General features: G+C 34.1%; 14 protein-coding genes and 1 pseudogene. All 15 read left to right on the plus strand.

Annotation, left to right across the window (positions count from 1 at the left end; translation table 11 throughout):
• The 15 genes and pseudogenes from PLX19_RS02370 to PLX19_RS02440 all read left to right on the plus strand — a co-directional run bounded on the left by PLX19_RS02370 (nucleotide 1) and on the right by PLX19_RS02440 (nucleotide 13,472).
• Entirely contained in the window at nucleotides 1-840 is an 840-nt protein-coding gene (locus tag PLX19_RS02370) for a TlyA family RNA methyltransferase (protein WP_272186897.1), read from the plus strand.
• Between the two features lie 155 nt (nucleotides 841-995).
• A complete protein-coding gene (argR, locus tag PLX19_RS02375) occupies nucleotides 996-1,445 on the plus strand; it encodes an arginine repressor ArgR (protein ID WP_028411221.1) in 450 nt (149 codons plus the stop codon).
• 279 nt (nucleotides 1,446-1,724) lie between these two features.
• Nucleotides 1,725-3,464 carry a DNA repair protein RecN gene (gene recN / locus PLX19_RS02380; RefSeq protein WP_272186898.1) on the plus strand — a complete coding sequence of 580 codons (1,740 nt, stop codon included), beginning with the start codon at nucleotides 1,725-1,727 and terminating at the stop codon, nucleotides 3,462-3,464.
• Between the two features lie 119 nt (nucleotides 3,465-3,583).
• Entirely contained in the window at nucleotides 3,584-4,885 is a 1,302-nt protein-coding gene (gene spoIVB / locus PLX19_RS02385) for a SpoIVB peptidase (RefSeq protein ID WP_272186899.1), read from the plus strand.
• Nucleotides 4,886-5,229: 344 nt separating this feature from the next.
• Nucleotides 5,230-6,024 carry a sporulation transcription factor Spo0A gene (gene spo0A, locus PLX19_RS02390; RefSeq protein WP_272186900.1) on the plus strand — a complete coding sequence of 265 codons (795 nt, stop codon included), beginning with the start codon at nucleotides 5,230-5,232 and terminating at the stop codon, nucleotides 6,022-6,024.
• A 157-nt stretch (nucleotides 6,025-6,181) separates the two neighbouring features.
• A pseudogene (locus PLX19_RS02395) lies at nucleotides 6,182-7,158 on the plus strand (tyrosine-type recombinase/integrase).
• A 161-nt stretch (nucleotides 7,159-7,319) separates the two neighbouring features.
• Nucleotides 7,320-8,210, plus strand: coding sequence for a hypothetical protein (locus PLX19_RS02400; protein WP_272186901.1), 891 nt, complete (start codon nucleotides 7,320-7,322; stop codon nucleotides 8,208-8,210).
• 125 nt (nucleotides 8,211-8,335) lie between these two features.
• On the plus strand, nucleotides 8,336-8,740 hold the full coding sequence (locus PLX19_RS02405; RefSeq protein ID WP_272186902.1) for a hypothetical protein: 405 nt from the start codon (nucleotides 8,336-8,338) through the stop codon (nucleotides 8,738-8,740).
• 118 nt (nucleotides 8,741-8,858) lie between these two features.
• A complete protein-coding gene (locus tag PLX19_RS02410; RefSeq protein ID WP_272186903.1) occupies nucleotides 8,859-9,326 on the plus strand; it encodes a hypothetical protein in 468 nt (155 codons plus the stop codon).
• A gap of 112 nt (nucleotides 9,327-9,438) precedes the next feature.
• The gene (locus PLX19_RS02415) at nucleotides 9,439-9,660 is read left to right on the plus strand and encodes a hypothetical protein (RefSeq protein ID WP_272186904.1); all 222 of its coding nucleotides are present in this window, start codon (nucleotides 9,439-9,441) and stop codon (nucleotides 9,658-9,660) included.
• 117 nt (nucleotides 9,661-9,777) lie between these two features.
• Nucleotides 9,778-11,118: a WXG100 family type VII secretion target gene (locus PLX19_RS02420; protein WP_272186905.1), complete on the plus strand. Its 1,341-nt coding sequence runs from the start codon at nucleotides 9,778-9,780 to the stop codon at nucleotides 11,116-11,118.
• 24 nt (nucleotides 11,119-11,142) lie between these two features.
• Nucleotides 11,143-11,595 (plus strand): YrhA family protein, encoded by a 453-nt coding sequence (locus PLX19_RS02425; RefSeq protein WP_272186906.1) that lies wholly within the window; start codon nucleotides 11,143-11,145, stop codon nucleotides 11,593-11,595.
• Nucleotides 11,596-11,617: 22 nt separating this feature from the next.
• Nucleotides 11,618-11,824 carry a bacteriocin immunity protein gene (locus PLX19_RS02430; protein ID WP_272187006.1) on the plus strand — a complete coding sequence of 69 codons (207 nt, stop codon included), beginning with the start codon at nucleotides 11,618-11,620 and terminating at the stop codon, nucleotides 11,822-11,824.
• 277 nt (nucleotides 11,825-12,101) lie between these two features.
• Complete coding sequence (locus tag PLX19_RS02435; RefSeq protein ID WP_272186907.1) at nucleotides 12,102-12,266, plus strand: hypothetical protein; 165 nt, start codon at nucleotides 12,102-12,104, stop codon at nucleotides 12,264-12,266.
• Between the two features lie 114 nt (nucleotides 12,267-12,380).
• Nucleotides 12,381-13,472, plus strand: a complete 1,092-nt coding sequence (locus PLX19_RS02440) for a hypothetical protein (RefSeq protein ID WP_272186908.1) — start codon at nucleotides 12,381-12,383, stop codon at nucleotides 13,470-13,472.
• The last annotated feature ends 423 nt before the right edge of the window (nucleotides 13,473-13,895 follow it).

Here is a 13,895-nt window from a genome sequence, read left to right on the forward strand (position 1 = left end):
ATGAGCGGAAAAAAAGAACGAGTAGATGTACTATTAGTAGAACGAGGACTTGTTGAAACAAGAGAAAAGGCGAAGCGTGCCGTTATGGCAGGGCTTGTATATGCAAATGAAATGCGTTTAGATAAACCTGGTGAAAAAATACCGCAAGATACAGAAATTACATTAAAAGGGCAAGTAATGCGGTATGTAAGCCGTGGTGGATATAAATTAGAAAAGGCGTTAGAGATATTTCATATAGATTTGCAAGATAAAATTATGCTGGATATTGGTTCATCAACGGGTGGATTTACGGATTGTGCCTTGCAAAATGGTGCGAAGCTTTCATACGCTTTAGATGTAGGGTATAACCAACTTGCATGGAAATTAAGACAGGACGAGCGTGTTGTCGTAATGGAGCGGACGAATTTTCGCTATGTAACACCTGCTGATTTGCAAAAAGGATTACCGCAATTTGCAAGCATTGATGTATCGTTTATATCTTTGAAATTAATTTTACCTGTATTGAAAACGATGTTAACACCTGATGGTGAAGTTGCAGCACTTATTAAGCCGCAATTTGAAGCTGGGCGAGATCAAGTGGGGAAAAAGGGAATTGTTCGGGACCGTAAAGTACATGAAGCAGTTATAGAAATGATTGTCGATTTTGCGCTAGCAGAAGGTTACGATGTTCAAAACTTAACATTTTCTCCAATTACAGGCGGAGACGGGAACATTGAATTTTTAATACATTTAAAATGGTATGGTGAGCGTGAGCAGGGAGAAAATCAATCACCTGTTCAAGCGGAGGAAATTGTGAAAGAAGCTCATGAAGCCTTGAAACAAAAAGGAAAAGAGGAATAACAATTGTTATTCCTCTTTTTACTCATATAGAAAGTTAGAATTGTATAACGATTGTAAAAACAATTATGTACAAGTAGCCGATTATACGTTAACATAAATAAGTGAAGTATAACAATGGTAAAACTACGGTAAGAGATAGTGCGAGGTGCAAAAATATGAATAAAGGGCAGCGCCATATTAAAATTCGAGAAATTATTGCAAATAAAGAAATTGAAACACAAGACGAGCTAGTGGATATTTTACGTAACGAAGGTTTTAATGTAACACAAGCAACGGTATCACGAGATATTAAAGAATTACACTTAGTGAAGGTACCACTTCATGATGGACGCTATAAATATAGCTTACCAGCTGATCAACGTTTTAATCCACTTCAAAAATTAAAACGCAATCTGGTTGATTCGTTTGTTAAATTAGATACAGCTGGTCATATGCTTGTGTTAAAGACATTACCAGGTAATGCACATGCTCTCGGTGCGCTGATAGATCATTTAGAATGGGATGAAATTATTGGCACAATTTGCGGTGATGATACGTGTTTAATTATTTGCCGTACACCTGAAGATACAGGAGTTGTATCGAATCGCTTTTTAAATATGCTGTAACAAAAAGAATCTTGTTTGTTTTATTACTCAGAAGAGTAAATAAGCAAACAAGATATTTTTGTTATGGAGACATAAAAATCATAGAATAGCATGTGAAAATGTATATTTCCAGATAAGAATATCATTATTGCTGCATTGACCGTAAAAACAAATGTTTGGTACAATGAAGCAGGTTACATAACATATTCTCCATCAAAAAGAAGTAACGGAAGAATGTATGTGTAAATAGTTTAAGCCTCCCATGCGGAGTGTGAATGAAATAACGAGGTGAATGAGGCATTGTTATCGGAATTATCGATTAGAAACTTTGCTATTATAGAATCATTAAACATTTCTTTTCAAAAAGGGCTCACTGTATTAAGTGGTGAAACGGGCGCTGGAAAATCCATTATTATTGATGCAATTAGTCTTCTTGTTGGGGGACGTGGCTCAGCGGAATTTGTACGTTATGGGACGGATAAAGCTGAAATTGAAGGGTTATTTTATATTGAAGATGAACAGCATCCTTGTGCTATGAAAGCAGAAGAACTTGATATTGAAATTGAAGATGGCATGATCATTTTAAAACGGGATATCTCTGTCAGTGGAAAAAGTGTATGCCGTGTCAATGGAAAGCTTGTTACATTGAGTACGTTAAAGGAAATAGGGAAAACGCTTGTCGATATTCATGGACAGCATGAAACGCAAGATTTGATGAATGAAGACCGCCATTTATTTATGCTTGATCATTTTGAGGGAGATCATATTTTAGTTCAGTTAGAAAAATATCAAAATGTGTATAGGGAATATGAGCAATTAAAAAGACAATTGCACTCTTTAACAGAGAATGAGCAACAAATGGCACATCGTCTAGATTTAATTCAATTTCAACATGAAGAGATTCGAAATGCGGACTTGAAAATAGATGAAGAGCAAAATTTATTAGAAGAACGATTGAAGATTTCGAACTTCGAAAAGATTTATAAGGTATTGAGTGATTCGTATCGTTCATTAACGGAAGAACGTTCTGGTTTAGATCATGTTCGAAATGCAATGAATCAAATGGAGAGCATTACGGATTTGGATATTGCATATCAAGAAAATTACGATGCGATTGCAAATAGTTATTATTTATTAGAAGAAGTAGCTTATCAGCTCCGTGAAAAATTAGATATGATGGAGTACGATCCAAATCGTTTAGATGAAATTGAAACACGTTTAAATGAAATTCGTATGTTAAAGCGTAAATATGGAAATACTGTAGAAGAGATTTTAGCGTATGCGGATGAAATTGAAAAAGAGATATTTACGATTGAAAATAAAGATGTACACATTGAAACGACGAAAAAGAAACTAAAAGAAATCGAACAGCTTATAGTGAAAGAGGCGACGTTACTAAGTGATTTGCGTCATGATCTTGCGAATCGATTAACAACGGCCATTCATCAAGAATTAAAAGAGCTGTACATGGAAAAAACAAAATTCGAAGTAATGCTAAAGAAAAAAGAAGGAACAATTGACGATCCTCTTGTTGAGGGAGCTCCTGTCAAAATGACATATAATGGGTATGACAATGTAGAATTTTATATTTCCACGAATCCAGGAGAACCGTTAAAGCCACTTTCTAAAGTAGCTTCAGGAGGGGAATTATCCCGTATTATATTGGCGTTAAAGAGTATTTTCTCTAAACATCAAGGAGTTGCCTCTGTTATTTTCGATGAGGTAGACACCGGAGTAAGCGGACGTGTTGCGCAGGCGATTGCTGAAAAGATTTATCGCGTTTCTGTCAATTCACAAGTGCTATGTATTACACATTTACCACAGGTTGCATCCATGGCAGATTCTCATTTATTTATTCGTAAACAAATTGCGAATGAACGCACGGTTACATCTGTTACTGTACTCAGTCAAGATGAAAAGGTAACTGAAATTGCTCGTATGATTTCTGGTGTGGAAATTACTGACTTAACAACGGAGCATGCAAGAGAGTTGCTTTCGCAGGCGCGTTGTTTTAAACAAGCAGCAGAAGCTATCCAGTAATGGATAGCTTTTTTGTTAACAGTAATGATTTCTTAATTCTTCCGGTTATAAAGAGATGATAGCAAGGAGACATTAAAAAGTGAAGCCGCTTGGCTGAATGTGGGTTAGGAGCGAGGAGAGTGAAAAGTTTGAAATTAGAGAAATTTCGAAAAATCATAGGGATTTGTCTCCTTGTTTCACTTGTCTTTATTGGGTGTTATAAACCGCTTCGTGAGTTTATTTCATTTCCAAAGCAACTTGTTATATTTCAAAATCAAGATTCAAAAGTATCTTCTTTGCCTGTATTTCAAACAAAATCAACTGATGAAACAATTTTTACGATTGCTTCTGGGCTTGCTAGTGAAAAAACAATTTCAGTAAATGCACATCAAAGTGGAGAAGCTGATATGGTTTATGAGCTTGCAGGATTACCTGTGAAAAAAGTAAATGTGAAAGTACTAAAAGATTTCAAAGTAATTCCAGGTGGACAATCAATTGGTGTGAAATTAAATGCAAAAGGGGTACTTGTTGTAGGACATCATTTAATTCAAACAGAAAAAGGAAAAGTATCTCCAGGTGAGCTCGCAGGTGTACAAGTAGGGGATATGATTACTGAAATAAATGGTAAAACAATTGAACGAATGAGTGATATTGCACCATTTATTCATAATAGCGGGAAAACAGGGGAATCGCTTAATCTTGTTTTGCTAAGAGAGGGAAAATATATTCGAACAAAATTAACTCCACAAAAAGATGGTGGAGAACAGTCGTATCGAATTGGGTTGTACATTCGTGACTCAGCTGCAGGTATTGGAACGATGACATTCATTCATCCAGAATCAATGAAATACGGCGCGCTCGGTCATGTGATTTCTGACAATGATACGAAAAAACCAATTCAAGTTGAAGATGGACAAATCGTTCGTTCGACAGTAACATCTATTGAACGTGGGAGCAATGGAGATCCAGGTGAGAAATTAGCAAGATTTTCACCAGATCATGAAGTTGTTGGTAATATTACAACGAATAGTCCATTTGGTATTTTTGGTAAGTTAAATACAGAAATGAAAAATGGAATTATGGATGAAGCGCTTCCGATTGCCCTTTCTCATCAAGTGAAAGAAGGACCTGCGAAAATCTTGACAGTTATCGATCAAGATAAAGTAGAAGCGTTCGATATAGAAATTGTAAGTACAGTTCCGCAAAAGTTTCCTGCAACAAAAGGAATGGTTGTAAAGATTACAGATAAACGCTTATTAGAAAAAACAGGTGGAATCGTACAAGGAATGAGTGGTAGTCCAATTGTACAAGATGGAAAATTAGTTGGGGCTGTAACGCACGTATTCGTAAATGATCCAACATCTGGATATGGTGTTCATATTGAGTGGATGCTACATGAAGCAGGGATCAATATTTATACAGATCAGAAAAAAGCAAGCTGAACTTTGTATTCAGCTTGTTTTTTTGTTTGTTTTTTAAAGTTGGGAAGAGAAGAAATCTCCTGATTGATAAAAAATTTCTTGTAAAGCCGTTGAAATGTTACAAAAGATTCGCAACGGGTGTTTTTTGTTGTAAAATAAAAGTAGAGCATGCATATTCGGCTGTAATCATATGATGGAATATGTAAAAGAACACTAAGAAATGGACGATAAAAATCTTTTTTTGTGATTTTTTCGGAATTTAAGAAAGTTTTAAAGGGGATTTTCACATAATTGTCGAACAATTCATGTAGTCTAGAAGGTAATACTTTCTGCCGGGAGAAATCATTAGTTAGGGAGGAAAAGCTGTGGAGAAAATTAAAGTGTGTCTCGTGGATGATAATAAAGAACTTGTATCTATGTTAGAGAGTTATGTTGCTGCTCAGGATGATATGGAAGTGATTGGTGTAGCGTATAATGGTCAAGAGTGCTTAAATTTATTAAAAGAAAGACAACCGGATGTACTTGTTCTCGATATTATTATGCCGCATTTAGATGGTCTCGCAGTACTAGAAAAAATGCGTCATATTGATCGTTTTAAACAACCGAATGTAATTATGTTAACAGCGTTTGGACAGGAGGATGTGACGAAAAAGGCTGTTGATTTGGGGGCGTCATATTTTATCTTAAAACCATTTGATATGGAAAATTTAACGAGTCATATTCGTCAAGTTAGTGGAAAATCAAGCGCTACCATTAAACGACCGCTATCAGCTTTTCGTTCTGTAACAACATCTGATGGAAAACCGAAAAATTTAGATGCGAGCATTACGAGTATCATTCATGAAATTGGTGTACCAGCTCATATTAAAGGATACATGTATTTGCGCGAGGCAATTTCTATGGTCTATAACGACATTGAATTGCTTGGATCAATTACAAAAGTACTATATCCTGATATCGCAAAGAAATATAATACAACAGCAAGTCGTGTAGAACGTGCAATTCGTCATGCGATTGAAGTTGCTTGGAGCCGTGGGAATATTGAGTCCATTTCTTCTTTATTTGGCTATACAGTATCCATGTCAAAAGCAAAGCCGACGAATTCCGAATTCATCGCGATGGTGGCGGATAAGTTAAGGCTTGAACATAAAGCGAGTTAAAGGTAGACATAGCAAAGGATTTACTCTTTAGTGAAACCGACGAATTCTTGAAATCTATACTCAATATCAATTTTAAAACCAATAAACTTTTCACTCAATGACCAATGAATTTTATGATTCGTTGGTCTTTTTATTTTGTCAAAAAGGAGTGAAGAAATTGAAGTTAACTGAGTTAGAATTCCACTTGGAGGATTTTTTAGTGTACTGTCAATCCAAAAATTTATCTCGAAAAACTTTGTCATCTTATGAACAATCATTGAAGTTATTTATTCTCTATTTAAAGAATGAATATGAGATTGGGGACCCAAACAAAGTGAAGACTGGACACATTAGACAGTATATGAAGTATGTACAAGAGAGAGGGAAGTATACAGTCATTGGGAATGAGAAGAACAGGAAGAAAAATTGTCCAGAAAATAGAACGGATTATAAAAAAAAGTAAGTAATGTGACAATAAATAACTACATTAGAAATATAAAAGTTTTCTTTAATTGGTTAACTAGTGAGAATGAAATTAGAAAGAATCCTGTCGAGACAATCGAGCAAATAAAAACTGAAAGAAGACAAAAAGTTGGAATCTCAGAAGAAGAATTTAGATCATTATTGGATCAATTTGATTTCACGAAATTTCATGGTTATAGAAACAAAGTTATTGTTATGTTACTTCAGGATACAGGAATGCGTATAGGAGAATGTCTAGCGTTGGATGTAGAGAGTATCGACTTTAAACATCGAATGATACTGCTAACGCAGACAAAAGGAAGAAAGGAACGGTATGTATATTTTAGCCAACAAATGGGACGAGAGTTAAGACATTATATAAAGTTTAAAGATAGACATACATCAGTAAGCCTTCTTTTTCCTACAACTAAAAATACTGAAATGACCATTCCATCATTTGAAAAACAGTTAAAACAAGCAGGAGCAAGAATTGGATTAGCTGTGCATCCTCATCAACTAAGAAATAACTTTGCAAGACAGTTTTTGATGAATGGTGGAGATTTATATACTCTAAGTAGAATTTTAGGACATTCGTCTGTAACAGTTACAGAACAAGCTTATTTAGATTTAACTAGGGAAGAAATAGCGAAAAAATATCAACAGCATTCTCCTTTAGCAAAGTGGAGGATTTGAAGTGTTTACGAACGTTTGTTCGTGTATTAAAATAAATAAAAGAGATGGTATATGAGTTTGGCCGCTCCACCATCTCTTAATAAATAAGAGCAGAAGAATAACTTCTACATCAGTATTATATGTAGTCTTTTTCTTCTGTGTCAAGGAGAGTAGAGAGAAGCATGAAACTAATATCAGTTTTAAGTGGGAACGGATTTGTCATGTATAACAAAGAGCTAGCTCATACGGTATCAGTTAACGGAGCTATTATTTTTGGACAGTTATGTTCAAGTTACGAAAGCTTTGCTAATAAAGGTATGCTAACAGTTAAAGAGGGAAAAGAGTATTTCTTTTTAACGAGTGACACTTTGGAAGAAGAAACAGCTCTGTCATATAAACAGCAGTTAAAAGCTATTAAGGAATTAGAGCAAGCTGGTTATATTGAAACTAAGGTTATGGGAGTACCTTCTAAGAAGTACTTTAGTATCACAGACAAGATTGTTCAAGAATTACTTTCGGAGGTAAATCCTAGCTCTGACAAAAGGGAAGACCTGGATGTATCAACAAATCCAGAGATAGCACAGCAAGATGGGAGCTCTAGCCTTGACCAAAGGGAAACCCTAGCATTACCCAAAGGTGACGGCAAGCCTGTACAAAAGGGATCAACTATTAAAAAGAAAAATAAAAAAGAACAAGATAAAAATAATAAAGATAATATTATTGTTAACAATAACGCTGACGCTCAATTTAACAATTCTACTTTGAATATGAATAAAATGTCTCTTTTTAAACAGAAGACTTTAGAAGCGGTACATAAATATCAATCAGAATTTAGTATTGGAAGATGGGATAAGAAAACATACTTAGATATTGTAAATAAATTTATGTCCGAAGCTATTGAACGAAGAATTCATTTAGAAGTTAAATGCGTTGATTCGTACGTTTATGGATTCTTGAAGAAAACAGCTCATCATCATGATATGAAGTATGGGAAAAAGAAATTTGAAGGAAAGAGCGAGCGAATACCTTTGTATAACTGGCTTGAAGACAATAATGACGAGTTACCTTTTTAGTCATTAACTAGAATAGCCCTCAGAAGATTCAGAAAGCCCACGATTGCATTTTAATTTGAGGGATATATATTTAATTGTATTTTATTTGAAAATCATACAGATGAAAATTAGGAGGGAGAATAAAAATGGTAGATGAAAAAGTGATTTTAGAGAAAATTATAAGAATTAATCGGAATACGGTTTCAGGCATCCATGAACACTTTGACAAGATTGATTCTGAAATTGGAAGAAGAATAGCTGTAATTGAAATAAATACTGATTCGCTTGTGAAAACATTAGATACGTTAGGAAAAGAGCTTAGAGAACAATATTATTCTCTAGGAAGGAGAATTGATCTTTTAGAAATGCAGGTGATTAAATATCAAAATGGGAAGGAGTTAAACGGTAAACAAGTAACATCTAAAGAAATATTAAGTATGATTGAAAACTTAGAGAATGAAGAACGTTGGAAATTACTAAATGAGATGTATGATTTGTATTACAATAAAGATGAATCAAGAAAAGGAATTCCATTAGACTTAGATTATTGATCAGGCTATCTAGCCTAATTTTATTTTTTGAAAAAATTTTTTGTGATTTGCTTTACGTTCTTTATCGAGAATATATAATAACCGCAGCAGAAAACAAACTACTGGAGGTTATTCAATCATGGAAACTAAACAAACTATTCAAATTTCAATTTACAATTCTAATCAAGATCGTACTAAACAATTGATAAATTCTGGTTTTGGCTCTTATTACCCACTTTCAGAATATGAATTTGTTTATGAAGCAGAAATTAGCAGTGTGGCAGACTTTATCGCCCTAACTTATCGATTCGATAAATTTGTTAAATACAAAAAGCCAACCGACAAAAATTGGTATAATGCTAAAACTATGGTAAAGCGTTTGTTTAAAAATGAAGTTGTGAATAACAAACCAATAATTAAAATTATTGAAGTTAATTGCTGGAAAGAAAAACGAGAGAAAGAATATCAAAAAAAATTAGCAGCAGAAAAACGTAGAGAAGAACGAGAAGCTCTTGCCACTAAAAAATATTGGGAAGAATTTAGAAGAAATCCACAAATGCCTGAATTTGGTGAAGATACACAAAGCTATGGTTTTGATCGAGCTTAATGCTCGGTCTTTTTTCTAGGAGATAACCCAGTTTTGCTTTATATAAACTGTTGATAAAGAGTACTAAGAAATTACAAGACACTTTATAATAAACGAATAGGAGTTGTTGAAAATGGAAAAACAAATTCTTAAAATGTTAGAGGAAATGCAAAAGGAACAAGCAGAATTTCGAGAAGAAGTAAGAATTGGTTTCTCTGAGGTAAACAGTCGTTTAGACAGAATTGAAAAAAGACTTGATGGCACTGGCTATCAGTCTAAGCAAGTAAGAGTTGAGGACATTAAAAAAAGATTAACAACAGTCGAAAGCGATATCTATCGAATAACAAGAAAATAAAGCTGAAAGCACTGGTTGAAAAACTGAAGGATTCGGTTTTGCTTAATATCCGTACCAACTCTATAAATCTGTTATACTTATACTGGAAGTTTTATACATAAAAAGGGAGGAAATAAATTGGGACAAGTACGCGTTGACCCAGATAAATTAGAAGCGGCCGCAGATTCTATATCAAGAAACAGGCAAGATATAGAAAGAATCATTCAAAGACTTTTGCAAGTTACATTCGAACTGCAAATGTCATGGGAAGGAATAGCACGACAACGCTTTTTTGATGAGTTTTTCTCAAAAAAGAAGAGTATGGACGATTTAGTCCAACTTTTACAACACCTGGAACTCGAATTAAAGAAAACTGCGAAAACATTCCGTGAAGTTGATGAGAAAGCCGCTGGAGATTTTAATCAGATGGGCAAGTTATGGGACGCTTTTCAGCGAGGTGGCGGGAGAGCAGCAGGAGACACTATTTTTGACCCACTTAAAAAAGCATGGAACCAAACATCAGACTTTTTCGGACACTTAGTTGATGATCCAATGGACGCACTGGAAGATGCAAAATATGGGCTTACGGACTTTGTGGAGAGTTATGTTGATGGCAAGAAAGAGAAATTTAAAGATACATACGAATTTATTGGCGACCTATGGAATGATCCCATCGGAACATTGAAAAGTGAGTGGGACGAGGAAGTCCAAGAGATGTACGCTATACGAAATGTTTTGTCTGATTGGTATGTGAAGAACGTAGAATACGGAGATGCAGAAAGCTTCACAGAAGCAACAGCATACGGATTGACTTCTTTTGCAATTGCTGCACTTGTCACAAAAGGTGCTGGTGCTGTAGGCAGTGGCGCGAGATGGGGAAGCAGTTTGTCGTCTATGTCCGAGATTCAGTTAGGAAGTCGTTTAGAACCGGCTTTTGCAGGTGGAAGCTCCTTGGAATATAAACTAGGTAATGTTTATCAAGAAGCTAATAATAAATTATCACCTTATCAATATACAAAAAGCAGCAGCGATGGTGATACTTTTGTTGGGAAATTATATGGTGAGGATGTACACCTGAAGGATGTCAAAGTTGAAGATATTACTTATTCTAAGAGAGCAAGAGAAGAAGCTGAGCAACTTAGAAAAGAGTTCGATAGAAGTGTAAGAAAAGATTTTCTTAACTCTTTAATAAATGACCCTATTAAGCTTGTCGAACTTAAAAAAGCAGGACTAACGGATGCTGATATAGAAAGGATGAAAGAAGGAAACAATCCAAAAGGATGGCAGGTACATCATAATTTTCCTCTGGATGATGGAGGAACAAATGACTTTGAAAATTTGACTTTAATACAAAATCATCCATATCATAAAGCGATAACTAATACACAACGTACGTTAACTAAACACTTAGAACCCGGAGATAGTGTAGACATAAGCTGGCCTATCCCAAAACACAATATTTATCCTAAAGGGGAATAAACAAAATTAGAAAGAGGTTTTTATATGTGGAAAAATTTGATTTTAGAAATTGAAAAAATAGAGAAAAGATTTAATGATAAATTGAATACACCAGCAACAAATACTGAAGTTCAGAAATTAAAAGAACATATGAAAAAGAATTTTAATGTTGACTTGCCGAGTGAATATGAGGAATTTCTTAAAACTGTGAATGGCTTAGATTTTAATGGACTGGTACTTTACGGAGTTGATTCTTCTTTATTAGAAAAAGAAAAAGATGAACAAGTTTGCGGACTTATAGAAACCAATGAGATTTGGTATGAAAATGAATTTCAAAAAGAGTATCTTTTCCTTGGGGATTCAAACATAGCATGGTTCTGTAAAAACTTATCTGATGGCACTTATCTAGAACTGGACAAACCATCTGGTACAGTAATGAATACATATAATGATTGCAATACAATGCTTGTGGAAGCATTAAAAATAACTCTCCTCTAAAAAGCGCATTAAAATGAACAGAATGACGAAAGAAGAACTTATTGAACTTGTAGAAAAAATTTATGATCTTGATTTACCTGAAGATGAACACAGTAAATATGTTCATCAATTTAATAACTCTGGTGTACCTCACCCTGCTCCAAGTGACTTAATCTTTTGGAACGATGAAGAGTTGACTCCAGAAGAAGTAGTAGAGATAGTATGGAATTACAAAGAAGAAGAAAAGTAGAATAATATATGAATGATAAGATGGCTCCCTTGTGGGGCCTTTTTTGTTTTCTTCTCATACATTTCCCCCATTTTTGAAATGAAATTCTCATTTTATGATATGGTTTCAGGCGAAGCTTAATCGCTTAAATGGTACTATTTTAGAAAATATTTCAAAAAATCCCTTCGTTTGATTTACGTTTTTTATAAGGCAGATAAAATACATACAGATAATTGAAGCGCTTGCGGAATTGTAGGCGTTTTTAGTTTGGTCAAAAACGTTCAAAGGAGACATCCAAATGAGAAAAAAACGTATATTCAAAAAATCATTCGCAATTACACTTATGCAAATGGGTTGCAGCTTAGTGAAAGTTGAACCAAACAAATACAACAAAAATCTAGAAGTTTACTCATTTGAAGATAATGAAATGCTTAGAAAAGCTTTAGATACATTGATGAATTAACGAAAGTATTCCACTCCACTTACCAATATATTATTAATATTAACTGGTAACTCAACTGGAATACTTTCGTGTATAACATGCTAACCAAATTAAACACGAGAGGAAATTGCAACCATGCTAAATAAACAGTACTACTCATTCGAAGATCTTGAAAATATTATGAACGTTCAATTTACAAAAAAGAACAACAGAGTGAAACTCCTAAAAAGAAATATTGAACCTTACTATGAATTTGAGATGGTAAAAGAAGGACGAGCCCAAGTTGGATTAAATATTCTTTCTTATAAAGAACCAGAAAAATCTGAGTTCATCAAATTATGTGAACAGATTGCTGGAAAAGAAGTGAAGTTCCCAAAAGAAGAAACTGCTGAGAAGCTTATAAAAGTTCTCCTGGAAGATGACTATACAATCAACAATTACGATGATATTGGTTGGGAAGTCCCAAATAGATTAGAAAGGCATACAATCAGTAAATACATTGAGCTTTTTAGAGAATACAATATTCTTCCAAAGAAGTTGGATGAAATTGAACGTATTTCTTTTGATAAAGAAACAGGTGAATTATTCTCAAAATCAATTGACCCTAATAAATACACTTACTACAAAGTTTTTAATGCTACTGAATTCAGAGAAGAAATTACTAAAGAAGAATGGCTTGAGATGCATGAGTTCATCAGAGAAACCTACGAAGAAAATCTGAACGATCAATTAGAATTATGTAAAGGCGATTCAGAAGCAATTAAAAAAGTAAAGAAGTTTGCTAGGGATGAAGCTCATAAAGCTTGTGTATATGAATATGGAGGGGTTCCAAGAAAATCTATTTCAAAAGCTCTTACAAAAGAAGCTTATAAATTATTCTTACAATATTTTAAAAAGGATGATGAAACTTTTGGAGTAGTGAAAAAATATTATAATGCTGATGAAGCAAAAGAAAGAGAACAAGAGAGAAGTTTCTGGAATCACTCTTCTCATAGTCTTCCTACTGGCTGGGCATGGAAAGTTGAAGAGAAAGCAAAAAATTTTACAGGAGCAGTAGTAGTTAAGTATAACGATGAAGCAAAAAGAATGGTTGCTGTTAATGATGGAGAGATAATAAATTTTGATGTTTTAAAAGGAACAAGATATAAAACTCCAGCTGAAGCAGTTTGGATAATGGCTCAGTCCAAAGATGAATATGATATTAAAATTTTAGAAGTATTTGTTTAAATGGAATTTGAAAAAATCTTTAGGAAAATTGTTTAAAGAGCAAACTCGTACAGAATCCTTGCTTTGTATATATTATTTATTGAGAGAATTGTTTCAATAAGCAATATTTCGTCTAAAATCTTCTAGTTATATATATTATAGTATAGAGAGACGTTTGCTCCGAGCGTCTCTTTTTCAATTTCAGCAGTTGAGTTTGAAAGTTTTGTAAAGCTTTTAAGGTTCATTGGGGAGTTGGTTAATCCTATTTCCACCTCCTCCTTCTTCTTTTTACAATTGTCATCTAGGGCTACTTCAAGTAGCTACTAATAATATAAAATGACAGAATGAGTTCTATCGTTTCCTATCGATTTTTTCTTGTTGAAGAGGCGTATCCTTCGGGATACGTCTTTTTATTTTTGCCATTTTTCAGGTTTGCTTCGGCAA

Source organism: Bacillus sp. BP-3 (assembly GCF_028401955.1).
In the GTDB taxonomy this organism is placed as follows: Bacteria; Bacillota; Bacilli; order Bacillales; family Bacillaceae_G; genus Bacillus_A.